This is a genomic window from Pseudomonas sp. FME51 (assembly GCF_014897305.1).
Window position 1 is genome coordinate 211321 of sequence record NZ_JABUYN010000004.1, and the last position, 25802, is coordinate 237122.

At 59.1% G+C, this 25802-nt stretch carries 21 protein-coding genes and 1 pseudogene; 10 read left to right on the plus strand and 12 right to left on the minus strand.

Annotated features, from left to right (window positions below):
• The first annotated feature begins 103 nt into the window (after positions 1-103).
• Complete coding sequence (locus INT39_RS09300; protein WP_193073622.1) at positions 104-352, plus strand: DUF1289 domain-containing protein; 249 nt, start codon at positions 104-106, stop codon at positions 350-352.
• 41 nt (positions 353-393) lie between these two features.
• On the opposite strand, the gene INT39_RS09305 is transcribed toward INT39_RS09300, so the two are convergent.
• Entirely contained in the window at positions 394-1977 is a 1584-nt protein-coding gene (locus INT39_RS09305) for a peptide chain release factor 3 (RefSeq protein ID WP_193073623.1), read from the minus strand.
• Positions 1978-2136: 159 nt separating this feature from the next.
• Positions 2137-3672 (minus strand): glycerol-3-phosphate dehydrogenase, encoded by a 1536-nt coding sequence (gene glpD, locus INT39_RS09310; RefSeq protein WP_193073624.1) that lies wholly within the window; start codon positions 3670-3672, stop codon positions 2137-2139.
• 420 nt (positions 3673-4092) lie between these two features.
• Between glpD and INT39_RS09315 the strand changes: the two genes are divergently transcribed.
• From INT39_RS09315 to hmpA, 3 genes are all read left to right on the plus strand, one after another.
• Positions 4093-5256 carry a type III PLP-dependent enzyme gene (locus INT39_RS09315; RefSeq protein WP_193073793.1) on the plus strand — a complete coding sequence of 388 codons (1164 nt, stop codon included), beginning with the start codon at positions 4093-4095 and terminating at the stop codon, positions 5254-5256.
• A gap of 66 nt (positions 5257-5322) precedes the next feature.
• The gene (locus INT39_RS09320) at positions 5323-5964 is read left to right on the plus strand and encodes a LysE family translocator (protein ID WP_193073625.1); all 642 of its coding nucleotides are present in this window, start codon (positions 5323-5325) and stop codon (positions 5962-5964) included.
• A 111-nt stretch (positions 5965-6075) separates the two neighbouring features.
• The gene (hmpA, locus tag INT39_RS09325) at positions 6076-7299 is read left to right on the plus strand and encodes an NO-inducible flavohemoprotein (protein ID WP_193073626.1); all 1224 of its coding nucleotides are present in this window, start codon (positions 6076-6078) and stop codon (positions 7297-7299) included.
• A gap of 17 nt (positions 7300-7316) precedes the next feature.
• On the opposite strand, the gene nagB is transcribed toward hmpA, so the two are convergent.
• From nagB to INT39_RS09345, 5 genes and pseudogenes are all read right to left on the minus strand, one after another.
• On the minus strand, positions 7317-8039 hold the full coding sequence (nagB, locus tag INT39_RS09330) for a glucosamine-6-phosphate deaminase (RefSeq protein WP_193073627.1): 723 nt from the start codon (positions 8037-8039) through the stop codon (positions 7317-7319).
• Between the two features lie 130 nt (positions 8040-8169).
• Positions 8170-9075 carry an SDR family oxidoreductase gene (locus tag INT39_RS09335; protein ID WP_193073628.1) on the minus strand — a complete coding sequence of 302 codons (906 nt, stop codon included), beginning with the start codon at positions 9073-9075 and terminating at the stop codon, positions 8170-8172.
• Positions 9076-9206: 131 nt separating this feature from the next.
• Positions 9207-9992 carry a methyl-accepting chemotaxis protein gene (locus tag INT39_RS22990; RefSeq protein WP_413468915.1) on the minus strand — a complete coding sequence of 262 codons (786 nt, stop codon included), beginning with the start codon at positions 9990-9992 and terminating at the stop codon, positions 9207-9209.
• 69 nt (positions 9993-10061) lie between these two features.
• Positions 10062-11219, minus strand: a pseudogene (locus INT39_RS22995) (cache domain-containing protein); the annotation flags it as partial.
• Between the two features lie 16 nt (positions 11220-11235).
• Positions 11236-12414: an acetyl-CoA C-acyltransferase gene (locus INT39_RS09345; RefSeq protein WP_193073630.1), complete on the minus strand. Its 1179-nt coding sequence runs from the start codon at positions 12412-12414 to the stop codon at positions 11236-11238.
• 210 nt (positions 12415-12624) lie between these two features.
• Between INT39_RS09345 and INT39_RS09350 the strand changes: the two genes are divergently transcribed.
• The 4 genes from INT39_RS09350 (at position 12625) to INT39_RS09365 (ending at position 17162) form a co-directional block, all read left to right on the plus strand.
• Positions 12625-14307, plus strand: a complete 1683-nt coding sequence (locus INT39_RS09350) for a fatty acid--CoA ligase (RefSeq protein WP_193073631.1) — start codon at positions 12625-12627, stop codon at positions 14305-14307.
• A gap of 79 nt (positions 14308-14386) precedes the next feature.
• A complete protein-coding gene (locus INT39_RS09355; RefSeq protein WP_193073632.1) occupies positions 14387-15652 on the plus strand; it encodes a dicarboxylate/amino acid:cation symporter in 1266 nt (421 codons plus the stop codon).
• A gap of 93 nt (positions 15653-15745) precedes the next feature.
• Complete coding sequence (locus tag INT39_RS09360) at positions 15746-16390, plus strand: MBL fold metallo-hydrolase (RefSeq protein ID WP_193073633.1); 645 nt, start codon at positions 15746-15748, stop codon at positions 16388-16390.
• A gap of 118 nt (positions 16391-16508) precedes the next feature.
• Positions 16509-17162, plus strand: a complete 654-nt coding sequence (locus INT39_RS09365; RefSeq protein WP_193073634.1) for an OmpA family protein — start codon at positions 16509-16511, stop codon at positions 17160-17162.
• Between the two features lie 68 nt (positions 17163-17230).
• Here the strand turns inward: INT39_RS09365 and INT39_RS09370 are convergent, their stop codons facing one another.
• From INT39_RS09370 to INT39_RS09380, 3 genes are all read right to left on the minus strand, one after another.
• Positions 17231-18136 (minus strand): acyltransferase, encoded by a 906-nt coding sequence (locus INT39_RS09370; RefSeq protein WP_193073635.1) that lies wholly within the window; start codon positions 18134-18136, stop codon positions 17231-17233.
• A 78-nt stretch (positions 18137-18214) separates the two neighbouring features.
• Positions 18215-20350 carry a phosphate acetyltransferase gene (gene pta / locus INT39_RS09375; protein ID WP_193073636.1) on the minus strand — a complete coding sequence of 712 codons (2136 nt, stop codon included), beginning with the start codon at positions 20348-20350 and terminating at the stop codon, positions 18215-18217.
• A 3-nt stretch (positions 20351-20353) separates the two neighbouring features.
• Positions 20354-21571 carry an acetate kinase gene (locus INT39_RS09380; protein WP_193073637.1) on the minus strand — a complete coding sequence of 406 codons (1218 nt, stop codon included), beginning with the start codon at positions 21569-21571 and terminating at the stop codon, positions 20354-20356.
• A 190-nt stretch (positions 21572-21761) separates the two neighbouring features.
• Between INT39_RS09380 and INT39_RS09385 the strand changes: the two genes are divergently transcribed.
• Positions 21762-22247 (plus strand): FKBP-type peptidyl-prolyl cis-trans isomerase, encoded by a 486-nt coding sequence (locus INT39_RS09385; protein ID WP_193073638.1) that lies wholly within the window; start codon positions 21762-21764, stop codon positions 22245-22247.
• A 175-nt stretch (positions 22248-22422) separates the two neighbouring features.
• A complete protein-coding gene (locus INT39_RS09390; RefSeq protein ID WP_193073639.1) occupies positions 22423-23532 on the plus strand; it encodes an NADH:flavin oxidoreductase in 1110 nt (369 codons plus the stop codon).
• Positions 23533-23545: 13 nt separating this feature from the next.
• On the opposite strand, the gene INT39_RS09395 is transcribed toward INT39_RS09390, so the two are convergent.
• Together INT39_RS09395 and cysZ are read right to left on the minus strand one after the other, a co-directional pair.
• Positions 23546-24757 (minus strand): glycosyltransferase family 4 protein, encoded by a 1212-nt coding sequence (locus INT39_RS09395; protein ID WP_193073640.1) that lies wholly within the window; start codon positions 24755-24757, stop codon positions 23546-23548.
• A 54-nt stretch (positions 24758-24811) separates the two neighbouring features.
• A complete protein-coding gene (gene cysZ, locus INT39_RS09400; RefSeq protein ID WP_193073641.1) occupies positions 24812-25555 on the minus strand; it encodes a sulfate transporter CysZ in 744 nt (247 codons plus the stop codon).
• Positions 25556-25802: the final 247 nt, after the last annotated feature.

Consider the following 25802-nt stretch of genomic DNA (forward strand, 5'->3'; position numbering starts at 1 on the left):
CTATGTGATGCAGAGCGCAGGCAGGCTGGGCTCTTCAGCGAAAACAAATTTTTCGCTTGTATTTCGGTCCTGGCAAGGCTAGGTGGATGTCGACGAGTGATGAATGGACCAACTTGAATTCTTTGATATCCCCAGCCCCTGCATCGGGGTTTGCGAAGCCAACAGCAAGGGCTTCTGCAAAGGCTGCTTCCGCTCGCGGGAAGAGCGACTGTACTGGCTTGAATTCTCCTCCGACCAGAAGCGCCAGGTGGTTCGCCTGTGCCGGTCGCGCAAGGCCCGGGTGCTGCGCGCCCGTCAGGAAGCTGCGCGGCAACAGGATAAGGATTCAAGCTCGCAATCCGATTTGTTCTGAGCCGGGAAAGTCGGAGCGAAGTGTGCCCCGGCTTGATTCCGTCAGTGGTGTTCGCGGGTGGCGTTGAAGCTGATGTCCGGCCAACGCTCTTCCGTCAGGCTCAGATTGACCCGGGTCGGTGCCAGGTAAGTCAGGTGGCCGCCGCCGTCAATAGCAAGGTTTTCCATGGCCTTGTTGCTGAATTCCTCGAGCTTCTTCTTGTCGCTCGATTCGATCCAGCGGGCTGACCAGACGTTGATCGGTTCGTAGGCGCATTCGACTCGGTATTCTTCTTTCAGACGGCTGGCGACGACATCGAATTGCAGTACGCCCACCGCGCCGAGAATGATGTCGTTGTTGCGCTCGGGGAAGAACACCTGGGTTGCGCCTTCTTCGGCCAGCTCACGCAGGCCCTGGCGCAGCTGCTTGGATTTCAGCGGGTCCTTCAGGCGCACTCGGCGAAACAGCTCCGGGGCGAAGTGCGGGATGCCAGTGAAGCTGATGTTTTCGCCATCGGTGAAGGTGTCGCCGATCTGGATGGTGCCATGGTTGTGCAGGCCGATGATGTCGCCCGCGTAGGCTTCTTCCAGCTGCTCGCGTTCACTGGAGAAGAAGGTCAGCGCATCGGCGATGCGAATATCCTTGCCGATGCGTGCGTGGCGCATCTTCATGTTCTTCTCGTACTTGCCCGAGCACACGCGCATGAAAGCGATGCGGTCGCGATGACGAGGGTCCATGTTCGCCTGGATCTTGAAGACGAAGCCACTGAAACTTCCCTCGGTCGGCTCGATGACGCGTTCATTGGCGGTGCGGGGCAACGGGCTTGGAGCCCAGTCGACAATGGAGTCGAGTACGTGGTCGACGCCGAAGTTGCCCAGCGCGGTACCGAAGAAGACTGGCGTCAGCTTGCCGGCGAGAAACTCGTCCTGATCAAATTCGTGGCAGGCGCCCTGCACCAGTTCCAGTTGATCGACAAAGCGCTCGTACTCGTCGCCGATATGCTGGCGTGCTTCGTCGGAGTCCAGATTCTGGATGATCCTGGTCTCGGTGCGCTCGTGGCCGTGACCCGAGGCGTAGACCAGAATGTAGTCTTCCTTGAGGTGGTAGACGCCCTTGAAGTCGCGATAGCAACCGATCGGCCAGGTGACGGGCGCGGCCTTGATATTCAACACTTCTTCGATCTCATCGAGCAGCTCGATCGGATCACGAATATCCCGGTCCATCTTGTTGATGAAGCTGACGATGGGCGTGTCGCGCAGGCGGCAGACGTCCATCAGTGCGATGGTGCGAGGCTCAACGCCCTTACCACCGTCGAGCACCATCAGCGCCGAGTCCACAGCGGTCAGGGTACGATAGGTATCTTCCGAAAAGTCCTCGTGGCCGGGTGTGTCGAGCAGGTTGATCATGTGGTCGCGGTAGGGGAACTGCATCACCGAGGTGGTGATGGAGATGCCGCGCTGCTTTTCCATTTCCATCCAGTCGGAAGTCGCGTGCCGATCGGACTTGCGCGATTTGACCGTGCCGGCCACCTCGATCGCCTTGCCCATCAGCAGTAGACGCTCGGTAATGGTGGTCTTACCCGCATCGGGGTGGGAGATGATGGCGAAGGTGCGGCGCTTGGCGACTTCTTTCTCGATGTTGGACATGTAGCCTGTTCGGTTTCTTGCTGTGGCGAGGAGACCGTGACCGGTGTCGGTCGGCTCCGGGCGAGGATAAATGGGAATCGGCGCGTATTGTGGCTGATTTGCTTGGCTATGACAAAGCAAAATGCCCGTCATGCCCCGCTACGCGCCGCTCAGAAGGACTCAGGGTTTGCGCCATTTGCTGCGGATATCCATGAAATCCTGCAACATCGCGGCGGCACCGGCCCTGAGCTGCAATCCGAGTTTGGTCCGGCGCCAGAGGACGTCGTCGGCGGTGAGTGCCCATTCGGTCTGAATCAGATAGTGCACCTCCCGCGCATAGAGATCGGCGCCGAAATGACGGCCCATATCGTCCATGCTTCGCGCTCCCTGCAACAGGTCATGGGTCAGGGTGCCGTAGCTGCGGGTGAAGCGTCGGGCGGTCTCGACGGGTAGCCAGGGGTAGAGTTTCTGCAGGTCGGCGAGCAGGCTCTGGTGATCGCGGAAGTCTCCGCCGGGCAGGATCGCCTCCCGCGTCCAGGCCCGCGCCGGGCTGTTCAGGAGTTCGCACAGCTGATCAGTGGCTTCCTCGGCCAGGCGCCGATAGGTTGTAATCTTGCCGCCCAATACCGACAGCAGGGGCGGGTGGCCATGCTGAGCATGCACATCCAGCAGATAATCCCGTGACGCCGCCTGGGCAGCGCCGCCCTCGCCATCGAACAATGCTCTGACGCCCGAGTAGCTCCAGACGATGTCCCCGTGAGTCAGCGTCTGGCGGAAGTGATTGTTGATCACGTGCAGCAGGTAGTTGGTCTCTTCGGGAGAGATGCTGGCTGCAGCGGGGTCGCCCTGATAATCCACATCGGTAGTACCGATCAGCGAGAACTCCTGCTCGTAGGGGATGACGAAAACGATGCGGTTATCTTCGTTCTGCAGAATGTAGGACTCCTCTCCGTCATGCAGGCGCGGCACGACGATGTGGCTGCCCTTGACCAGCCGCAGAGGACGCCGTACCGGCGTGTCGATCACCGATGCCAGCAGTTCACCCGCCCAGGGGCCGCCGGCATTGACCAGTGCCCGACTGCGGTGGCGGCTGCGCTGGCCGGTCAAGCGGTCTTCCAGAACGATCTGCCACAGCCCGTCCGTGCGCTTGGCTTCCACGCAGGCGGTGCGGGTTTTGATCTGCGCGCCTCGCTGGGCAGCGGCCTGGGCGGTCAGCACCACCAGACGGGCATCATCGACCCAGGCATCGGAATATTCGAAGCCACGGGTAATCTCGGGCTTGAGGGGGCTGCTCCCATCAAATTTCAGCCCGGTAGAGGAGGGAAGGGTCTCGCGGCGGGCCAGATGATCATACAGAAACAGGCCGAGACGGATCATCCAGGCCGGCCGCAAATGCGGCCTGTGAGGCAGGCGGAAGCGCATCGGCCAGATGATGTGAGGTGCATTGCGCAACAGCGCTTCACGCTCTGCCAGCGCCTTGCCGACCAGTCGGAACTGATAGAACTCGAGATAGCGCAGCCCGCCGTGGATCAGTTTGCTGCTGCGCGAGGAGGTGGCCGAGGCCAGGTCGCCCTGCTCGCACAACAGCACCTTCAAGCCTCGGCCGGCAGCATCCATGGCAATGCCGCAACCATTGACGCCCCCACCGATGATGATCACATCATGAATCTCATCGTCGGCTGCCAGGCTGGGGCTGTGAACGGACGCGTCCCGCATATCGGATATTCCTCTGCTGAGTGGGCCATGAACATCACCCACGGTGGATTATTGCATATTGGCGGCCCCAACCTATTGACCGCGAACTCGCTTGGTTTTATGGTTCGCACCGAACGTTGACGCTGGCACGATCCATACGGCTCAAGTACTGACGACGAGACAGCAAGGCCGGTTCCCTGAAGGGGCGGACTTATTGCTTTCGGCGCACGCCTTGGGAAGTAGGCGAACCAAAGTGGGGATACTGATCAGACGTTCGCACCCCCGGGTTGTGTGTTGGCTATACGTTCAGAGTCGCTTACGGAAGGCGCTGTCTGCCCCCTTGGTCTTGTACCGGGTGTGCGGGTACGCCTGTCTGCCCTGCATCTGATCCCCATGTCCTCACGCGGCCCGACACCAGAACATTGCTTTGGAGCCGACGCCATGAACATCAAACTGGACGAATATTTCGACCGCGACACCTTCAGCCGCATCCGTGCCCGTGCTGATCAACTTGAAACCCCTTTTCTGGTCGTGGACCTGAAAACCATCGATCGTGCCTACGACGAATTGGTCGCGGGTTTTCCGTATGGCAATATCTACTATGCGGTGAAGGCCAACCCGGCCAATGAAGTGCTGAGCCTGCTGAAAGAAAAAGGCTCCAATTTCGACATCGCTTCCATCTATGAATTGGAGAAGGTGCTGGCGCTGGGCGTCAAGCCGGAACAGATCAGCTACGGCAACACCATCAAGAAATCCAGAGACATTCGCTCCTTTTACGAGAAGGGCGTGCGTCTGTACGCCACTGACTCGGAAGCGGATCTGCGCAACATCGCCAAAGCCGCGCCGGGTTCGAAAGTGTATGTACGCATTCTGACTGAAGGCTCCACCACGGCCGATTGGCCGTTGTCGCGCAAGTTCGGCTGCCAGAGCGACATGGCCATGGATCTGCTGGTGCTGGCCCGTGAGCTGGGTCTGGTCCCCTATGGCGTTTCCTTCCACGTCGGTTCGCAGCAGCGCGACATCGGCGCGTGGGATGGCGCCATTGCCAAGGTCAAGGTGATCTTCGAGCGTTTGAAAGAAGAGGACGGCATCGTCCTGAAGATGATCAACATGGGCGGCGGCTTCCCGGCCAACTACCTGACCAAGACCAACACCCTGCAGACCTACGCCGAGGAAATCACCCGCTTCCTGCATGAGGACTTCGGTGATGACCTGCCGGAAATCATTCTCGAGCCGGGCCGTTCGCTGATCGCCAACGCCGGCATATTGGTCAGTGAAGTGGTGCTGGTCTCACGTAAATCCCACACCGCGCTGGAGCGCTGGGTATTCACCGACGTGGGCAAGTTCTCCGGCCTGGTGGAAACCATGGACGAGGCGATCAAGTTCCCGATCTGGACGGACAAGCGCGGCGAGCTGGAAGAAGCCGTCATTGCCGGCCCGACCTGTGACAGCGCCGATATCATGTACGAGAACTACAAATATGGCCTGCCGCTGAATCTGGCCATCGGTGATCGCATGTATTGGCTGTCCACCGGTGCCTACACCACCAGCTACAGCTCGATCGAGTTCAATGGCTTTCCGCCGTTGGAAGCGTTTTACGTGTGATTTATTCTTGCTTGCCGCTCGTATGGGCGGCAGGCAAGGGTTATGAGCACATTAAATCGGTGACCAATGAATTATCCCTTATTGCTGATGTACGTTGCGTCGATCACGTTGCTGATCGCCACACCCGGCCCGGTGGTAGCGTTGGTCATCAGTGATGCTTCGCGCTATGGATTCGCCCACGCCTTTCGTACCGTGCTGGGCACCAATCTGGCGTCTCTTCTGCTGATTGGCAGTGCGGCTCTGGTGATATCCGGACTGTTGTCGGTAAATGATCTCTGGTTGCGCTGGATCAGTCTGCTGGGTTGCGTCTTCATTGGTTGGATTGCCTTCAAGGCGCTACGCAGTGAGTTCGCTGGTACGGGAGCAGAGACTAATAGCGCTGCAAGCCGGCTTGTCGCCAAGCCACAGTTCCCAGCGCTGAACGGATTTCTGGTGGGCGTCTCCAATCCGAAGGACATCGTGTTCTTCATCGCCTTCTTTCCGCAGTTCATTGGCATCACCCGGACGGCGCCCCTGAGTCTGGCAATTCTGACTGCCGTATGGGTCATTCTCGATCTGCTGATCCTGGTGGCTTATATCGCGGCCATGAAAGGCGGGTTCTTCCAGCGGAAGAAGCGGATGATATCTATCCTGTCTGCCGGTTTTCTACTGGTCATTGCCGCCGTCGGCTTCTGTTATTCACTACTGGAGATAGCAGGAACTGATTGACTGCCGTCAGAAGTGCATAACGGTATTCGGCAAGTGCTTGTCGGCCCGTTTGACGTAGTCCACCGCGCAAACTAGCCTCGGACCATACTCGGTTCACCTGAGGCAATCATCATGCTTACCCAATCCGCAAGAGATACGATCAAGGCCACCGTACCGGTTCTGGCCGATCACGGCGGAGCCATCATCGTCCGCTTCTACCAGAACATGCTCGACGAACATCCCGAGCTGAAAAACGTCTTCAATATGGCGCACCAGCAGAAAGGGCAGCAGCAGGAAGCCCTGGCTCGTGCGGTATACGCCTACGCTGCCAATATCGATGATCCACTGAGCCTGGATGCCCTGTTGCAGGGTATTGCTCACAAGCACGTCAGCCTGGGCATTCAGCCGGATCAGTATGCGATTGTCGGCAAGCATCTATTGGGTGCCATCAAGGAAGTACTCGGTGCGGCCGCCACCGACGACATCATGTATGCCTGGGAGCAGGCCTACGGCCAGCTGGCTGATGTGTTGATCGGCATGGAGCGCAATCTGTATCAAGTGAGCGCGGCAACAAGCGGCGGCTGGAATGGCTGGCGCGAATTCACCGTGCAGGAAAAGAACCCCGAAAGCGAGGAGATCACCTCCTTCGTGCTGGCGCCGGAGGATGGCCAGCCAGTGGCGAATTTCGAGCCCGGACAATACACCAGTGTTGTGGTGCAGGTGCCAGAGCTGGGTGTAGAGCAGATTCGCCAATACAGTCTGTCGGATGTGCCCAACGGGCGGACCTATCGGATCTCGGTCAAACGCGAATCCGGTAACGAAGACCAGCCACCCGGCTATGTGTCCAATCTGCTGCATGATCATGTGCAGATTGGTGATCGGATTCGGCTGGCTGCTCCCTACGGCAACTTTTTCATTGATGTGAATGCCACCACGCCGGTGGTATTGATCAGTGGCGGGGTTGGCCTGACGCCGATGATCAGCATGCTCAAGCGGGTGCTGCAATCACCGGATCAGCGTCATCTGGTGTTCGTGCACGGCGCGCGCAATGGGCGGGTGCAGGCGATGAAAAGCAAGTTGCGCCAGGCTGCTGCCGAACATGACAACTTCCACCTGATCATGTTCTACAGCGACCCGCTGGCCAGCGACCAGGTCGGACAGGATTATGACTATGAAGGGTTTGTCGATGTGAAGCAGATAGTCGACCGGATACTGCTGGAGGAGGCCGACTATTACATCTGCGGACCAGTGCCCTTCATGCGCCTGCAGCATGATGCGCTGATGAATCTGGGCGTGGGGGAGGCACGCATCCATTACGAGGTATTCGGTCCGGATCTGTTTGCCGAGCAGCGTTGAGCTGCCCGGCCTGGACGTTACAGCAGAGAGGCTGCTTCCTCGTCGACGATGATGGTCGCATTGGGATGCTGCTGCAGGGCCGAGGCGGGTACGGCTTCGGTAACCGGGCCGTTGACCATCTGACTGATGCACTCGGCTTTGCCCTTGCCGCTGGCGATCAGCAGGATGGATTTGGCCTGCATGATGTTCTTGATGCCCATGGTAATGGCCGTGGTAGGCACTTCATCCAGCGAGTTGAAGAAACGCTGATTGTCCTGGCGGGTTTTCTCGGCCAGTTGGGTGAGGAAGGTTTCCTGGTCAAAGGGTGTGCCTGGCTCGCAGAAGCCGATATGGCCATTGCTGCCGATGCCGAGTAGCTGCAGGTCGACCGTCGCCTCACGTAGCAGGGCATTGTAGGCATCGCATTGACTCTGCAGATCGCCGCCCTCGGCACAGGGGATGTGTCTGTTTTCTGTCTGAATATCGACCTGGCTGAACAGATTGTCGTGCATGAAGCGGAAGTAGCTTTCGGGATGGCTGCGCGGCAGGCCGCAGTATTCATCCAGATTGAATGTCTGTACGTCTTTGAAGGAGATGTCGCCCGCCTGGTAGCGTTTGACCAGATATTGGTAGGTGCCCAGCGGGGTGCTGCCGGTGGCCAGGCCCAGGGTGCAGCGTGGATTGCTGCTCACCAGATCGGCAATGATCTGGCCGGCGGTGCTGCTGAGCTCGTTGTAATTGCTGAGGGTAATGACTTTCATGCGCTCGGGTCCTGGCTTGTGGCCTGCGGGGGAGCGCTGGATTCTACTCCGGGATCGTTGTGCCGCGAAAGCGGAAATGGGCATTGTTCGCCCCATCATGGGGCAAACAATGTTCAGCGATGGTGGATTTTCAGCTGAACTTCTGAATATTCTGCATCAGTTCTTTCAGCGCCTCGATATTGTCCTTCGGGTGTACGGCATTCTCGAAGTTGCACAGTTGCTCGAAATTGGCCTGGACATCTTCCGGGCTGAAGCCTTCATCGGGGTTGAAACCGATACCCAGCGAACGCTCCCAGCGTACCTTGCCCATCCAGCCGCCACCGACTTCGAACAGGCTGGCCGTTTCCTGGGATTGCTCGGAACATAGATACACCACCAGCGGGCTGACCAGCTCGGGCTTGAGCTTATCGAATGCGCCTGGCGGGAACAGGCCTTCAGTCATGCGCGTGCCGCCCGTGGGAGCGATGGCGTTGACGAAAATGTTGTTCTTGCGACCTTCGATGGCCAGAGTACGAGTCAGGCCATACAGGCCCAGCTTGGCCATGCCGTAGTTGGCCTGACCGAAGTTGCCGTAGATGCCAGAGGTGGACGCGGTGAAGATGATGCGACCGAAGTTCTGTTCTTTCATGTGGTTCCAGGCCGCATGGGTCACCTTGTAGGCACCTTCGACGTGTACTTTGTACACCAGCTCCCAGTCGGCATCGGACATCTTGGCAAAACTCTTGTCACGCAGGATGCCGGCATTGTTGACCACCACGTCGACACCACCGAAGGTATCCATCGCGCACTGAACGATCTTGTCACCCTCCACCACGCTGTCCGGGTTGGCTACCGCGGTGCCGCCAGCCGCCTTGATCTCTTCAACGACCTTGAGCGCTGCCTCGCTGTTGGCACCTTCGCCCTGAGCGCTGCCGCCCAGATCATTGACCACCACCTTGGCGCCATGTTTGGCGAACAGCAGCGCATGGGCGCGGCCAATGCCACCACCGGCACCGGTGACAATGACGACCTTGTCTTCAAAACGGATGTCGCTCATGGAGATCTCCTTGAAAGGGCTTAACTGAAAAAATGGAGATCAGTTTCAGGCAGATGTCACGGATCGGCAAGTGCTCACAGCTGGTGAATGTTTTGTCATAACCATCACCCGCTGTGGCCTGATAAGGACGCTCAGATCTTGAAGCTCTCGACCAGCTGCTTGAGTCGAGTGGCCTGGTGGGACAGCGCATCACAGTCGCCGAGGGTTTCCTGGAGGTTGGCTACGCCCTTCTGGTTCAGCAGGTTGATCTGGCTGATATCCATGTTCAGGGCTTCGACTACAGTCGTCTGCTCCTCGGTGGCAGCGGCTACCGATTGGTTCATGGCATCGATCTCGCCTATCCGTTGCATCACGGTATTCAGCTGTTCCCCGGCCTGATTGGCAACACTCACGCTTTCCGTGCTGGAGGCCTGGCTGGCCTGCATGGTGTCGACCGCGTCATGTGAGCCCTGCTGCAACGTGGTGATCATCCGGTGGATCTCCTCGGCTGACTCCTGCGTACGGTGCGCCAGGTTGCGCACTTCATCAGCCACCACGGCAAAGCCTCGGCCTGCATCACCGGCCCGGGCGGCCTCGATGGCGGCGTTGAGCGCCAGCAGATTGGTCTGCGCGGAAATGCCTTTGATGACGTCAAGAATGTGGCCGATGTCCTCGGTACTGGTATTCAGTGTTTCGATCTGTTCGCGGGAGGTGTTGATGCTGGTGGACAGCGCGCTCATGGCCTGGATGGTTCTTTCCATGACCTGCTTGCCCTCGTCGGCATGCTCGCTGGCTGTGCTCGCCTGATTCGAGGCATCGGCCGCATTGCGTGCAATTTCCTGGGCGGCGGCACCAAGCTCGTTGATGGCCGCGGCGACACTTTCGGTACGGGCGCTCTGCTCATCAGAGCCGGCGATCGAGGCATTGGAGGAGGTCATGACCCGCACTGCCAGATCATGTACCTGGCGCGTGGCGGAGGCAACTTCACTGATGGAGGCATGGATACGTTCGACGAACTGGTTGAATGAGGCGCTGAGTGCGCCGAACTCGTCACGACTTTCCACCGCCAGACGACGGGTCAGGTCGCCTTCGCCTTCGGCAATGTCAGCCATGGCCCGGCCCATGTTCTGCAGCGGACGCATCAGTACCTTGATCAACAGGCTCAGCAGTACGGCAATGGCCAACACCGCGATCAGCATGGCGATGATCGCCGAGGTGCGGAACTGGCTCAACGGAGCGTAAGCCTTGTCCCGATCGATCGACAGGCCGATGTACCAGTCCACGGAAGGCAGACCGGCAATCGGTGTGAACGACAGCAGGCGCTGCCGACCATCAAGTTGCACGGGCTGCAGGCCTGACTCGATACGTGGCACATCGCCGGAATAGATCTCGCCGAGGTTCTTCATCAGCTGATCCTGCTGCGGCGTGACCAGCACCTGGCCGTCACCGCTGACCAGAAAGGCGTGCCCCAGGCCGCCGAAATCCACCGAGTTGATAATGCCGATCAGCGTTCTCAGGCTGAGATCGCCACCGACAACCCCTGTCAGTTGACCATGGCGCTTCACCGGCGTGGCAACGGTCACCACCATATCGCCAGTAGGGTCTCGGTAAGGTTCGGTCAGAATGCTGCCGTTGGCCGTTACCGCGTCGGTATACCAGGGGCGATCCCGCGGGTCGTAGTCCTCAGGTAGTTCTTCCTGCGGATGCTGGATGAAAATACCATCGCTCCCGCCAAGATAGGTGAACAGAAATTGAGAGGCGAGGGTCGGCTGACCGATCAGCTCGGCCTGGGCGGCCGGGAAGGTGCGGGTGGCGATGTTCTCGGCCAGATTCTCCATCAACAGCACTCGGCCATTCAGCCAGTTCTGTACGCTGCTGGCGGTGAGGGTCCCCGACTGGTTTATGGAGAACTCGAGATTGTTGTGGATGGCGTTGCGTTGCAGATAATCGTTATAGAAGGCGAACAGGGAGAAGGCCAGAATGACGATGCCGCAACCGGCAAGAAGAATTTTATGACTGAATTTCAAGTTCATGCCGTCTATACCTTGGAAGAAAAACCAGTAGCCAAAAGCGCGGATTGCCTGGGCGCATTCGGGTGTCGATGCTGGTTGTGTCGGCAGTGAGACAGAAAGCTTGAGGGCCGGAGAGTACTCCGGCCTTTTCATACGAGGAGGGCGGCGTTTACATCAGCTCGATGGCTACTGCAGTGGCTTCGCCACCGCCAATGCACAGCGAGGCCACGCCACGCTTGCCACCGGTTTTCTGCAGGGCGTTGATCAGGGTGACGACCAGGCGTGAGCCGGTGGAGCCGACCGGGTGACCCTGGGCACAGGCGCCGCCGAAGATATTGACCTTGCTGTGGTCCAGCCCGTGTTCACGCATGGCCAGCATGGTGACCATGGCGAAGGCTTCGTTGATCTCGTACAGATCAACATCCTCCTTGCTCCAACCGGTCTTGTTGAACAGGTTGGTCATGGCGCCTACCGGGGCAATAGTGAATTCGCTCGGGGCCTGGCTCTGGGTGGCATGGCCGACGATACGTGCCAGCGGCTTGAGGCCGCGCTTGTTGGCTTCGGATTCGGTCATCAATACCAGTGCGCTGGCGCCATCGGAGATCGAGCTGGCATTGGCGGCGGTGATGCTGCCGTCCTTGGCGAAGGCCGGGCGCAAACCGGGGATCTTTTCGATATTGGCGTTATGCGGTTGCTCGTCGTGTTTCACCACCACGTCGCCCTTGCGGGAGGAGATGGTCACCGGAACGATCTCGCTGTCCAGTGAGCCGTTATCGATGGCTGTCTTGGCGCGGGTCAGAGACTCGATGGCATAGGCGTCCATCTGTTCGCGGGTCAGACCGTACTGGGTAGCTGTGTCCTGAGCGAAAGAACCCATCAGCCGACCGGTCTGAGCATCTTCCAGACCGTCAAAGAACATATGGTCCTTGATTTCACCATGGCCCATGCGCAGGCCGCTACGGGCCTTTTCGATGATGTACGGAGCGTTGGACATACTTTCCATGCCGCCAGCCAGCATGATCTGGTTGGAGCCGGCCTTGAGTGCGTCATGGGCCTGCATCACGGCTTTCATGCCGGAGCCACAGAGTTTGTTGATGGTGGTGCAACCGGTGGAGGCGGGCAGCCCGGCATTCAATGTGGCCTGGCGGGCAGGGCCTTGCTTGAGGCCGGCGGGCAACACGCAACCCATGATCACTTCCTCGACATCCGCCGGAGCGATGCCGGCCCGGGCGACTGCTTCGCGAATAACCAAAGCACCAAGGTCCACTGCCGAAACGCTCGACAGGCTTCCCTGAAAACCACCCATGGGCGTGCGGACGCCGCTGACAATAACGATGTTTTCGGACATGCCTACTCCTGAAAATATGACTGATTGTTTATTTGTGGTCATCAACCGACTTTATACGCGGTTATTATCCTTATTGTCGACTGCAAAGCTTTGTATGATCGGGATACATAACTGCCATGGTCGTTCTGCCGGGCTGTCGCTATATTGAACACAGCAGCGGCCGCAGAGCCGTCATTTGATCCAGCAAGCCAACAATAAGAAGGTCGCACAATGTTGAACACCAGAATCCTACCGCCCACCGAGCAGGCCCATTCCACGCCGCTGCTGATCAAGAATCTGCTGCTCTCGGGGGTTCGCTATGAAGCCTCGCAGGAAATCGTCTACCGCGACATCAGCCGTTACGACTATGCGACCTTCAATCAGCGTATCTGCCGGCTGGCCAATATGCTCACCAATGCTGGCGTCAAGGCTGGGGACACCGTGGCAGTGCTCGATTGGGACAGCCACCGCTATCTGGAATGCATGTTCGCCGTTCCCATGATTGGCGCGGTGCTGCACACGGTCAACGTGCGGCTGTCGCCGGAACAGATCGTCTACACCATGAACCATGCAGACGACATCATGGTATTGGTCAACAGCGAGTTTCTGCCCCTCTACCAGGCCATCGAATCGCAGCTGACGACGGTGACATCGACCGTTCTGCTGACCGACGCCGGTGAGGAGACGGCTGATCTGCGCGGGTTCGTTGGTGAGTACGAGCAATTGCTGGCAGCGGCAGGCAGTACCTACGAGTTCGCCGACTTTGATGAAAATTCGGTGGCCACGACCTTTTATACGACTGGCACTACCGGCAACCCGAAGGGGGTGTACTTCACCCATCGGCAACTGGTGCTGCATACCATGACCCAGGCAGGCATGCTCAATGGTCTGGGGCATGAGCGAATGATGAGCAACCGCGATGTCTACATGCCCATCACGCCGATGTTTCACGTGCATGCCTGGGGGATGCCGTATACCGCTACTCTGCTGGGCGTGAAGCAGGTTTATCCCGGACGTTACGAGCCGGAGCTGCTGGTCAAGCTGATCCAGCAGGAGAAGGTGACTTACTCGCACTGCGTACCGACCATCCTGCAGATGCTGCTCAACGCCAAGGCTGCCGAAGGGTACGACTTCGGCGGAATGAAAATCATCATTGGCGGTAGTGCATTGACCCGTGGCCTGTACAAGACGGCCGGTGCGCAGGGTATTCGCCTGTCCGGTGCCTATGGCATGTCGGAAACCTGTCCGTTGATTTCCGCCGGTTACAACAACCTGCAGATCGAGGCTGGCAGTGAAGATGAGCAGATCACCCACAAGATCAAGGCCGGCATACCGGTTCCCCTGGTTGAAGCGCGGCTCATGGACGAGCAGGGCAACTTCCTGCCCCATGACGGACACACTCAGGGGGAACTGGTATTACGCGCGCCCTGGCTGACTCAGGGCTACTTCAAAGAACCGGAAAAGAGCCGCGAGCTGTGGGCGCACGGCTGGATGCACACCGGCGATGTGGCCAGCATCGATCATACGGGCAGCATCGACATCCGCGACCGGATCAAGGATGTGATCAAGACTGGGGGCGAATGGCTATCTTCGCTGGAACTGGAAAGTCTGATAAGTCTGCATCCGGCCGTGCGTGATGTGGCCGTGGTGGGCGTCCCTGACCCGCGCTGGGACGAGCGGCCCTTTGCGCTGGTGGTGGTGGCACCCGGGCAGGAAATGAATGCCACGCTGCTCGCTGCGCATCTGCAACCCTTTGTCGATGATGGCCGGATCAATAAATGGGCGGTGCCGACACAGATCGCGGTGGTTGATGAGATCCCCAAGACCAGCGTCGGCAAACTGGATAAGAAACGCATTCGGGTGGAAATCGCCGGCTGGCTTGAGCAGCAGGCACCTTGTATTTCTTCTATCTGAACACAGCAGCCGCCCCGGCCCTGTGCCGGGGCGGCTGGCCTGGGGTATCCTTCTTCGTCCACCGTAGAGGAGACTTGATGTGCCCAGTCTGAACCGTCTGATCTTCATCGCCGCCGGCCTCGGCGTGCTCATTGGCTGGCTGCTCGGTGCCATGCCTGAGGATGCCGGGCTGCGTATAGGGGCGCTCTACAGCAGCAGTCTGGTAGGCAGTGTCTTTATTGGCCTGCTGAAGATGGTGCTGATTCCGCTGGTATTCACCTCCATTGTGGTCGGTGTTGCCAGTTTGCAGGCGCACCATCAGGTGCACCGCGTCTGGATCACCACAGTCCTGTATTTCATGCTGACCACCGCACTGGCGATGCTGCTGGCCCTGGTGGTGACCAATATATTCAAGCCTGGTGCAGGGCTGTCGCTGGATATGTTCGCTGAGGCCATGGAGTCATTCGAAGCTCGGCAGATGACCATGCCGGCGTTCTTTCAGTATTTCTTCAGCGGGCTGTTCAAGAATCCTTTTGAAGCCTTTGCCAACGGCGATATCCTGTCGGTGCTGATGTTCGCCATCTTTGTCGGTATCGCTCTGGTGGCCGGTGGCGAACGGTATCGCTCGGTTCTGCAATTGATGCAGGAGTTTCTTGATCTGCTGCTGCGCATCATCGGCTGGATCATGTGGCTGGCGCCGCTGGGTATTCTCGCCCTGCTGATTCGTCTGGTCGCCGAGCAGGATGTTGCTCTGCTGGTCACTATGCTCGGTTTCATCGTGCTGGTTTTTGCTACCACGCTGTTTCACGGGGTCGTCACGCTGCCCGGTATTCTCTACGCAGTGACCCGCAAGTCGCCGCTGTGGTTCTGGCGCGGCTCCCGCGAGGCGATCATTACCGCGTTCGCCACCAGTTCCAGCTCGGCCGCATTGCCGGTCTCCCTGCGCTGTGCTCAGGAGAACCTCGGCGTGCAGCGGCGGATCGCCGGCTTCGTTCTGCCGATGGGGGCAACCATGAACATGGACGGCACGGCACTCTACGAAGCTGCCGCGGCTCTGTTTGTGGCTAATCTGGTGGGTATAGAGCTGTCGCTGACCCAGCAGTTGGTGGTGTTTCTCACCGCCATGATCGCCTCGTCCGGCGCCCCCGGCATCCCCAGCGCAGGCATGGTGACCATGGTCATGGTGCTGCAGGCCGTGGGTCTGCCAGCCGAAGCCATTGCCATCCTGCTACCGGTTGATCGGCTGCTGGATACGGTGCGTACGGCGGTCAACGTGGAGGGCGATATTATCGGTAGCCTGGTGGTGCAGAAGCTGGCGGATGATGGTGAGGCATATCAGGACGCAGCACGGTCCGGTTATGAGTAGCTGAATCAATCGGGTTTCCAGGTGCGGTAGAGGCTTTCCCCCTGTTGATTTGTCATACTCACGCGCATGCCAATAGATATACAAGGACTTCCCATGGACGCTGTACCCCCCTCCCTTATCCGCGAAACCTTTCCCGTCGGGCCATTGCAGTGCAACTGCACCATCATCGGTGATCCGATCACCAGGAAAGCCCTGGTGATTGATCCGGGTGGGGATCATCAGTTGATTCTCGACCGGCTGGATCAGTTGGGGCTGAGGGTGGTGAGCATCATTCATACCCATGCGCATCTGGATCACTTCCTGGCGTCCGGCGAGATGAAGAAGGCCACCGGGGCGACCTTGCATCTGCACAAGGAAGACCAGTTCCTGTGGGATAACCTGGAAATGCAATGTCAGATGTTCGGCATTCCCTACAAGCCGGTGCCGGCGCCGGACCAGTGGTTGCAGGATGATGAGGAATTGGCCTGCGGCTGCGGTGTGGCCTTGCATACGCCGGGGCATACGCCGGGGTCGATGAGCTTCTGGTTTCCACAGGACAAACTGCTGATAGCGGGAGATACCTTGTTCCGCCGTGGCATCGGCCGTACCGATTTATGGGGTGGCGATGCTGCGAAGATCGAGACCTCGATTCGTACGCGGTTATACACGCTGGATGAAGAGGCGGTGGTGGTAACTGGACATGGACCTGATACGCAAATTGGTGATGAGATGCGTGAGAATCCTTTCATTCGTGGCTGAATGGACCATAATTGCCATTATGCGGGATAAAAAACCAAGCGTAGCGGTCTTACTCTCCGGATACGCATCCCGGCTGGGATGTCGAGCTGCGATGATGAAGTCAATTAAGGAAAAATGTATGAAAATCAAAGCACTTATTGCTGCCTCTGCCTGCGCTGCGCTGCTGGCAGGTTGTACCAACAACCCTTATACCGGTGAGCGTGAAGCCGGCAAGGCTGGCGTCTATGGCGGCGGCGGCGCGGCAGCAGGGGCGCTGATCGGGGCTGCCACTTCAAGCAAGAAGGATCGCGGCAAGGGTGCGCTGATTGGTGCCGTGGTGGGCGGTGCTGCCGGCGCCGGCTATGGTTACTACGCTGATCGCCAGGAACAGCGTCTGCGTCAGGAACTGACTGGTACCGGTGTTCAGGTGGTCCGCAACGGTGACAATCTGCAGCTGATCATGCCGGGCAATATCACTTTTGCCAGCAGCTCATCGGATGTTTCCAGCAGCTTCTACCCAACCCTGAACTCGCTGGTCAAGGTGTTCAAGGAGTTCGATAAGAACGGGATTGATATCGTTGGGCATACCGACAGCACAGGTTCGCTGGAACTGAACATGCGTCTGTCCCAGGAGCGCGCGACCAGCGTGGCCTCCTATCTGACTGGCCAGGGCGTGTCCGGTGCGCGTATCAGCAGCCGTGGTGTTGGCCCGAGCCAGCCGATCGCGACCAACGATACCACTGCGGGTCGTTCGCAGAACCGCCGCGTAGAGATCAACCTGCGTCCGCTGTAATGGCGCGTCAGGTTTGACATGAAAACGGGACGCTCAGCGTCCCGTTTTTTGTGGGAGTTGCATGGGCATTAAACCGCCGGCGGGTGATCCCTGTGCAGCTGCGCAAGCTCTGCGTCCTTCTCTGTCCACAGCTGGTTGACCCAAGCCTGGAACACTTGGCGAAACGCAGCATCATTCTGATAGTCCTTGCCGAGAAACTCGGCAGGAATCGGCCGCGTCTGGCAGCGCATGACCACTTTGCGGATCCGGCCGCTGAGCAGATCCCAGAACGTCGGATTGCCATCGGGGTAATGGATGGTGATATCCACCAGTGAGTGCAACTGTTCACCCATGGCGTCCAGCACGAAAGCGACACCGCCGGATTTGGGTTTCAACAGGTAACGGTAGGGGGAGTTCTGCTCGGCGTGCTTTTCAGGGGTCAGCCGGGTGCCTTCGAGGAAATTGAACACGGCCACTGGCGTGGTCTTGAACTTCTCACAGGCGCGCTGGGTAGCGAGCAGATCCTGGCCGGCCTTTTCCGGGTGCTTGGCCAGATAGGCCTTGCTGTACCGCTTCATGAACGGGAAATCCAGCGCCCACCAGCAGAGACCTATGATCGGAACCCAGATCAGCTCCTGCTTGAGAAAGAACTTCAGCATCGGCATGCGCCGGTTGAGGTTGTGCTGCAGCACCAGAATATCCACCCAGCTCTGATGGTTGCTGGTGACCAGATACCAGCCGTCCTGATCCAGTTGCTCATGACCTTGAACATCCCATTCCGTGCGTCCGGCCAGCCGCATCCAGCCGCTGTTACCGAGCATCCAGGTTTCAGCAATACGGATCATCAGGCGGGTCAGCCAGGCTTGCAGCGCAGGGAAGGGCAGCAACTTGATCAGCGCACAGGGGAAAAGCAGGCTGAACCAGAACACTGTGTTGAGGATCAGCAGCAGGAGTGATAGCACGCCACGTATCGATGCAGGCAAAAAATACAGCATTGTCTGAGGACTCGTCCGAGGGCCTGGTGGCCTGTAAGGTTGTGCACTAACCAGACAGGCCAATCATCCCGACGTCAATCAGATCGCGTCAGATTCGGCCTGTATGGCGGTCAGTGCGATAGTAAACACGATATCGTCCACCAGCGCACCCCGGGACAGGTCATTCACCGGTTTGCGCAGACCTTGCAGCATGGGCCCTACGCTGATCACGTTGGCGCTGCGCTGCACTGCCTTGTAGGTTGTGTTCCCGGTGTTCAGGTCCGGGAAAATGAATACCGTGGCCTTGCCGGCAACCGGGCTATCCGGCGCTTTCTGCTGGCCGACGCTGGCAATCGCGGCGGCATCATACTGGAGTGGACCATCGATCAACAGGCCCGGTTGACGTTCACGGGCCAGGCGGGTGGCCTCGCGCACCTTTTCAACATCCTCGCCGGTGCCGGAGCTGCCGGTGGAATAACTGATCATGGCCACTCGCGCCGGAATGCCGAAGGCCTCAGCGGAGCGGGCGCTCTGGATGGCGATCTCGGCCAGCTCGGAGGCGTTCGGATCAGGGTTTACCGCGCAGTCACCATAGACCAGCACCTGATCCGGCAGCAGCATGAAGAATACCGAAGAGACCAAACTATAGCCTGGCGCGGTCTTGATCAGCTGGAACGCAGGGCGAATGGTATTGGCAGTGGTATGAATCGCACCGGATACCAGACCATCGACCTCATCCAGAGCCAGCATCATGGTGGCGAGCACCACGTTATCCTCCAGTTGCTGCAGGGCAACCGGTGCGGTTAGACCACGGTCCTTGCGCAGTTCAACCATGGGCGCGACATAGCTTTGGCGAACCTCGTCCGGGTCGATGATCTGCAGGCCTTCGGGCAATGTGATGTGCTGGGCTCGGGCAACCGCCTCTACTGCTTCGGGCTTGGCCAGCAGGATGCACTGGGCGATGCCGCGCCGCTGACAGATGGCCGCCGCCTGGACAGTGCGTGGCTCGTCGCCTTCCGGCAGTACGATACGCTTGCCGGCCTGCTGCGCGCGGTTAACCAGATCATAGCGAAAGGCTGGGGGCGACATGCGCCGCTCGTTGGGCATGCCGCAGCGGTGTTGCAGCCAACTGTGGTCGATATGCGAGGCGACAAAATCGGTCACCAAGGCAGCGCGCTCGGTATCATCGACCGGGATTTCCCGGTTCATGCGGTCCAGTTGCGAGGACGTGGCGAAGCTGCCGGTGCCGACCAGGAAGATCGGCAGGCCGTTATCCAGTGCGGGCTGGCACAGCTGCATGACGCGTTCATCGGGCATGATATCGCCGGTGAGCAGCAGGCCGGCCAGTGGCGTTCCGGACAGCGAAGCCAGACTGCTGGAGATGATGATGTCATCCCGGTCGCCGGGTACCACCAGCAAGGTGCCGGGACGGTACAGGTGCAGCGTGTTGGGTACGGTGCGGGCGCACAGAATGATGTCCAGCACGCGGCGCTGCTGCATTTCGCCGGGATGCAGAATCTTTGCATTCAGCAGCGCCGCCACGTCTGAGCTGCGCGGCGCGCTGAGTTCGCTCTGCCAGGGCACGCAGCCGATCAGCCGAAAGGCTTCGGTATCCAATACTTTGGAATGCTGCTTGAGCGCAGCGGCATATTCTTTCAGGGTGCGCTTGAGCTGGCTGGGATCATGCGGGACATCGCCGCCGAGGTCCAGGTCCTGCACCTTGTTGATGATCACGCCCAGTACCTTGGGGTCCTGGGGACCACCGAAGCCGTGGGCATGCAGTTCGATGCGATGAGCCAGCGTCGCCAGGTTGTCGTCATCCGGTGCGCTGACCAGGATAACGTCGGCATCCAGGCTCTTGGCCAGATGCTGGTTGATGCGCGCCGCATAGGCTGCCTGGCGTGTCGGGACCATACCTTCGACCACGACAACATCGGCATCTCGGGCAGCTTCACGGTAACGGCTGACGATGTCTTCCAGCACCTCATCCAGCTCGCCGTTGGCCAGGCGCCGCTCCACTTCATGTAATTCCAGAGGAGCGGGTGGCTCCAGCCCCATGGTGTGACTGATCAGGGCAGTGGAGCGTTCGGGACCATCATCGCCGGGGTGCGGCTGGGCAATTGGCTTGAGAAAGTGCACGCGCAGACCGGTGCGCTCCAGAGCGCGGATCAGACCCAGACTGACTGAGGTCAGGCCGACACCGAATCCGGAGGGTGCAAGAAAAAAAGTATGCATTGATCAGTCTTCCTTTTCCATGGGCTGAGTGTCGGCAAGGTCGAGCAACACCAGACATTCTTCGGCAATCTGCCGTTCCTCGTCGGTGGGAATGACCAGAATCGCCGGCGAGTTGCCGGCCTGGATCTGGCGCGCCGGGTTGCCGGGCGGGGTGGCATTGGTGGCGGGGTCGATGGCCAGCCCGAACAGGGCCAGGTGGCGCACCGTCAGCTCGCGGGTCAGCGGCGAGTTTTCACCAATGCCGCCGGTGAAGATCAGACCGTCGATGCGCGGCAGCGCGACAGCCAGCCCAGCCAGCGAACGTGCCAGACGATAGCAGAATACCTCGACCGCCAGGGTGGCGCCGGGATGACCGTCGGCGCGTGCGGCCACCAGGGTACGCATGTCGTTGGACAGGCCGGACAACCCCAGCAGCCCGCTTTCACGGTTGAGCATGTGATCGATGCGTTCCAGATCCCAGCCCAGCGTGCGGGCCAGATGGGAGTGCAGGTTGGGATCCACGTCACCGCTGCGGGTACCCATGACCAGGCCTTCCAGTGGCGTCATGCCCATGCTGGTATCCAGGCTTTTGCCGTCGAGAATGGCGCAGGTCGAGCAGCCATTGCCCAGGTGCGCGGTCAACCAGGCGCCGTGACCGGGTTCCAACCCCATCAGCAAGCTGGCCTGGCTGGCGACGAAGCGGTGGCTGGTGCCGTGGAAACCATAGCGGCGTACACCGTGGTCGCGGTACAGGGCTTCCGGCAACGCATAGCGGTAAGCATGGGGCGGCATTGACTGATGGAAGGCGGTATCGAAGATAGCGATATGCGGGATGTCGTCGAGTACCGCCATGGCGGCGCGGATGCCGACCAGGTGCGCCGGGTTATGCAGTGGCGCCAGAGGTGAGCTGTCTTCAATGGCGGCAATCACCTCATCATCGATGATCTGTGCGCCGGTAAAGTGTTCGCCGCCATGCACCACGCGGTGCCCTACCGCGGTCAGCGGCTGTTCGGCGAACCGCTCGATCAGCGGTAGCAAACTGGCCAGAGCGGTGCTGTGTTTGCCATCACCGATCATCACTTGCTCACGTATATCGCCCGCTTGCCAATTCATCACCCCTTCCGGGGTGCCAAGGCGTTCCGCCAGGCCGCTGAGCAGCGGGCTGGGCGCGGACTCGCTGCGCAGGGCAAATTTGATGGATGAGCTTCCGCAATTGATGATGAGTACCAGGCGATCGGTCATGGTGGTCCACTGTTGTTTGTATAGGGTAGGTGTAGCCTGTTCAGGCTCTCAAGAGTTGCGCATCTTCTGGGGGCAACCCTTAATGGTCAACTTATACCTTAGTGCAGACCCCTTGTGGATCCAGCCGTGCGTTTCCGGCTGTTTATGCGTAAACTGAGCGATCACAACTCGGAGAGCACAGGATTTAATTATGCAGATTGCTGCCAACAAAGCCGTATCGATTGAATACACACTGACCAACGATGCGGGCGAAGTGCTGGATACTTCCGCGGGCGGCGAGCCGCTGGTCTATCTGCACGGCGCAGGTAATATCATTCCCGGTCTTGAGCAGGCGCTGGTCGGAAAACAGGTTGGCGACGAGCTGAAAGTGACTGTCGAGCCGGAAAACGCCTACGGCGAATTCAGCGCTGAGCTGGTTGCTGTACTGGGACGCAACATGTTCGAAGGTGTCGATGAGCTGGAAGAAGGCATGCAGTTTCACGCCTCCGCTCCAGATGGCGGCATGCAGATCGTGACCATTACTGCGCTGGACGGCGACGAAGTCACCGTCGACGGCAACCATCCGCTGGCCGGTCAGCGACTGACGTTTGAAGTCAAGGTTGCTGATATTCGCGACGCTACCGAAGACGAGCTGGCCCATGGTCATATCCATGGCGAAGGCGGAGTGCATCACTAAGCTTCGGCATAAGTGAGTTGCACCAAAGGCCGGTTCCCGCAAGGGGCCGGCCTTTTTTGATGGGGCATTCTGATGCCAACGGTTTCTATCCTGTCATCAATCAAATCAATTCAGCTTCTGAATCGTTATTCAGCCTTTATAGTGATGGTCCGAAATATTTCCGCAGGAGTTAATGATGTCGGCACATACCAGCCCCCTGTTCGAACCCGTTGTACTGGGTTCGCTGAGTCTTCCCAGTCGTCTGGTCATGGCGCCCATGACGCGTAACTTTTCGCCCAACGGCGTCCCCACCGACCAGGTGGTTGAGTACTATCGTCGCCGCGCGGCCGAAGGTGTCGGTCTGATCATCACCGAAGGCACCACGGTCGATCACTGTGCAGCCAATGGCTATCCCGATGTGCCACGCTTTCACGGTGAGGATGCGCTGGCCGGCTGGAAGAAGGTGGTGGATGCCGTGCACGCAGCTGGTGGCAAGTTCGCGCCGCAGCTGTGGCACGTCGGCAATGTACGCCGTCTGGGCACTGGGCCGGACGGTAGCGTGCCGGGTTATGGGCCGATGGAAAAACGCAAGGATGACAAGGTCCTGGTGCATGCCATGACCCGGGAAGACATCCAGGATGTGGTCAATGCCTTTGCCCAGGCGGCGCAGGATGCCAAGGCCATCGGTTGTGATGCGGTGGAGCTGCACGGCGCTCACGGCTACCTGATCGACCAGTTCTTCTGGGAGGGCACCAACCAGCGTGATGACGAGTACGGCGGCAGCATGGAGAAGCGTGGTCGTTTCGCTGTCGAGATCATTCGCGCTGTGCGCGCCGCAGTAGGTCCGGACCTTCCGATCATTTTCCGTTTTTCCCAGTGGAAGCAGCAGGACTACAACGCACGACTGGCGCCGACACCGGCATTGCTTGAGCAGTTTCTTAAGCCACTGTCTGAAGCCGGTGTGGATATCTTCCATTGTTCGCAGCGTCGTTACTGGGAGCCGGAGTTTGAAGGTTCACAGCTGAACCTGGCCGGCTGGACCCGCAACATTACCGGCAAGCCCTGCATTACCGTCGGCAGTGTCGGGCTGGACAGCGAGTTTCTGGAGTACATGGTCAAGACCGACAAGGTGGCCAAGACGGCCAATATCGATGACCTGCTGCAGCGGTTGGGCAACAAGGAGTTCGATCTGGTCGCCATTGGTCGGGCGCTGATCGTCGACCCTGAGTGGCCAAGCAAGCTGCGGCAAGGGCGTTTTGATGAGGTGTTGCCGTACAGTCGCGAGGCCTTGAAGCAGCTGGCATAAGAGTCGCTGCCGGCTATCCCTGATTACCGGGGATAGCCCTGATCAATGGACGGGATGTCATGCATGCCCGTTGCAAAGACTCTTCAAAACGCCGCAGTACCGTCGGCCAGCCCAGCTGGCAAGCACGGTGTCGTGCATGCATTCGAATGCTGCGCAGGCCTTCCTTGTTGCTCACCAGCCAACGAAGATTATCCAGAAATATCTGCTCATGGGCGACCGGCGCCAGTCCTCCGCTGTAACGGTCGCGAATGTGTTGATGTGCTGCGGCCATGTCAAAGGCGTTTACTGCCAGTCCTGAGGCCATGGCTTCGGTCACCACATTACCGAAGGTTTCTGTCAGGCTGGGAAATACGAAGATATCCGCGCTGGCGTATGCTCTGGCCAGCTCCGTGCCTGTCAGTGCACCGGTGAATATGGCGTCGGGCATGTCCCGTTCCAGCGAGTCGCGCAGGGGACCGTCGCCGACTACCACCATATGCAAACGCACCTGGTCATTGTTGAGCCCGCGCAGTTGATCCCAGCTGCGCTGGAGCAGTTGCAGGTTCTTTTCCGCCGCCAGCCGACCAACATGCAGCAGTACCAGATCCTGCTTGCCCGCGCCCCAGCTGGCGCGCAGGGTCTGATCACGACGAGCGGGGTGGAACAGCTCACAGTCCACCCCGCGCCCCAGCAGCATCAGGTTGTTGATGCCCATGCGTGACAGCTCTCGGTGTTGGCTTGTACTGGCCGTCAGGGTCAGCGGTGTCTGGTTATGGAACCAGCGCAGCCAGGCGAGCACGGGGCGGTAGAGCACTCCCATGCCGTAAAGCTCGCTGTATTGTTGGAAGTTGGTATGAAAGCCACTCACCACGGGGATGCGCAGTTGCCGGGCGACGCGCAGCGCCGACCAGCCCAGCGGGCCTTCGGTGGCCAGATAAACCGCATCGGGACGATTCTGCTGCCAGTGTGCTTTTAGTCGGCGCGAGGCCGGTAGACCGAATTGCAGCTGACTGTATCCCGGAATGCTCAAGCCGCGCACCAGTACTTCCTGAGTCAGGCCGTTATCGATCAGGCCAGTCGACTCACCGGGTTGGGCGGGACGCACCAGCTGGATACGGTTGTTGTTCTGCAGCAAGCCATCACACAGGCGCCCCAGGGTGTTGGCGACGCCGTTGATCTGTGGTTTCCAGGTTTCGGTAACCAGCGCGTAGTGGCGATTGTGCGGACGAGATGTAGTTGTGTTCATGGGCACCAGCATGGCGCCCGTCGGTTATTGCATGGTGACGAATGTGTGACCAATTCATGGCAGAGAGCCGGGGCCTTCCCGTACCCACAACAGTGTTGACCCCGCCACTGCCGAAGGCATGACCAGCAGATTGACCAGTGGAATCAGCATCCCCACATATACCGGCAGGCCGAATCCCAGTGACAATCCGCGACGTCCACGCATCCAGCGCAGCATGTCGCGGAAGTCGACCTGATCGTTGTCGGCCTGATAATCGATATATTGCACTGCCATCATCCACACGCCGAATACCAGCAACAGAGGCGAAGCAACCAGGTTGACCACCGGAATCAGTGTCAGTAGCAACAGGCCGAGAAGGCGCGGCAGGTAATAGCCGATCTTGCGAAACTCGCGGCCCAGGCTACGTGGCACCACCATGAGAATCTCCTGCCAACCGGTCGGTGGACTGACCAGTCCGCGTTCCTGCTCGGCGATCTTTTCCGCAAGAAAACCGTAGAAGGGCGAGGCGATCAGGTTGGCGATGATGCTGAAGCCGAAGAACAGCACCAGCAATACCACCAGCGCGAACAGCGGCCACAGCAACCACTCGATGAAGCCGGCCCACTCGGGCAGGTGCGGCATCAGCCTGTCCATCCAGTAGTTGAACTGCCGGGCACCCCAGCCGATCAGGGCTACAAACAGGGTCAGATTCAATATCAGCGGGATGATCAGAAAGCGTCGTAGCCCCGGCTGGCGAATACGTTGCCAACCTTCTCTCAGATATTCAGGCCCGCGTAACGGGGTCAGGGCGTTGGCCATTGTCGTGTCCTTGATGCGAGTGTTGATTCGAGACTATAGAGATAGACTATCCGCCTGATATAGTGACAGCAGTTTCCACCGTCAGGTAGTGTGCTGCACCAAGCACTCTTACCTTTGCGGTCAATATCGAGTGCCGGCACGGTCAGCAGATACATCGCCCGGATTCTGAACGGCCTCATTGTAGTGGACTTCCACCCGAGATCACTGCAGCGGATTACCCGCCGCCACCGCTGAATGACCTTGCCTT

Bases quoted from the DNA above. Each gene is read 5' to 3' on its own strand.
- INT39_RS22990 (WP_413468915.1), bottom strand. From the start codon at position 9,992: ATGACCTCCTCCAATGCCTCGATCGCCGGCTCTGATGAGCAGAGCGCC.
- pta (WP_193073636.1), bottom strand. From the start codon at position 20,350: ATGCATACTTTTTTTCTTGCACCCTCCGGATTCGGTGTCGGCCTGACC.
- INT39_RS09390 (WP_193073639.1), top strand. From the start codon at position 22,423: ATGTCGGCACATACCAGCCCCCTGTTCGAACCCGTTGTACTGGGTTCG.
- INT39_RS09365 (WP_193073634.1), top strand. From the start codon at position 16,509: ATGAAAATCAAAGCACTTATTGCTGCCTCTGCCTGCGCTGCGCTGCTG.
- glpD (WP_193073624.1), bottom strand. From the start codon at position 3,672: ATGCGGGACGCGTCCGTTCACAGCCCCAGCCTGGCAGCCGACGATGAG.
- INT39_RS09345 (WP_193073630.1), bottom strand. From the start codon at position 12,414: ATGTCCGAAAACATCGTTATTGTCAGCGGCGTCCGCACGCCCATGGGT.
- INT39_RS09395 (WP_193073640.1), bottom strand. From the start codon at position 24,757: ATGAACACAACTACATCTCGTCCGCACAATCGCCACTACGCGCTGGTT.
- INT39_RS09385 (WP_193073638.1), top strand. From the start codon at position 21,762: ATGCAGATTGCTGCCAACAAAGCCGTATCGATTGAATACACACTGACC.
- INT39_RS09380 (WP_193073637.1), bottom strand. From the start codon at position 21,571: ATGACCGATCGCCTGGTACTCATCATCAATTGCGGAAGCTCATCCATC.
- INT39_RS09300 (WP_193073622.1), top strand. From the start codon at position 104: ATGGACCAACTTGAATTCTTTGATATCCCCAGCCCCTGCATCGGGGTT.
- INT39_RS09350 (WP_193073631.1), top strand. From the start codon at position 12,625: ATGTTGAACACCAGAATCCTACCGCCCACCGAGCAGGCCCATTCCACG.
- INT39_RS09360 (WP_193073633.1), top strand. From the start codon at position 15,746: ATGGACGCTGTACCCCCCTCCCTTATCCGCGAAACCTTTCCCGTCGGG.
- nagB (WP_193073627.1), bottom strand. From the start codon at position 8,039: ATGAAAGTCATTACCCTCAGCAATTACAACGAGCTCAGCAGCACCGCC.
- INT39_RS09305 (WP_193073623.1), bottom strand. From the start codon at position 1,977: ATGTCCAACATCGAGAAAGAAGTCGCCAAGCGCCGCACCTTCGCCATC.
- INT39_RS09320 (WP_193073625.1), top strand. From the start codon at position 5,323: ATGAATTATCCCTTATTGCTGATGTACGTTGCGTCGATCACGTTGCTG.
- cysZ (WP_193073641.1), bottom strand. From the start codon at position 25,555: ATGGCCAACGCCCTGACCCCGTTACGCGGGCCTGAATATCTGAGAGAA.
- INT39_RS09315 (WP_193073793.1), top strand. From the start codon at position 4,093: ATGAACATCAAACTGGACGAATATTTCGACCGCGACACCTTCAGCCGC.
- hmpA (WP_193073626.1), top strand. From the start codon at position 6,076: ATGCTTACCCAATCCGCAAGAGATACGATCAAGGCCACCGTACCGGTT.
- INT39_RS09335 (WP_193073628.1), bottom strand. From the start codon at position 9,075: ATGAGCGACATCCGTTTTGAAGACAAGGTCGTCATTGTCACCGGTGCC.
- INT39_RS09370 (WP_193073635.1), bottom strand. From the start codon at position 18,136: ATGCTGTATTTTTTGCCTGCATCGATACGTGGCGTGCTATCACTCCTG.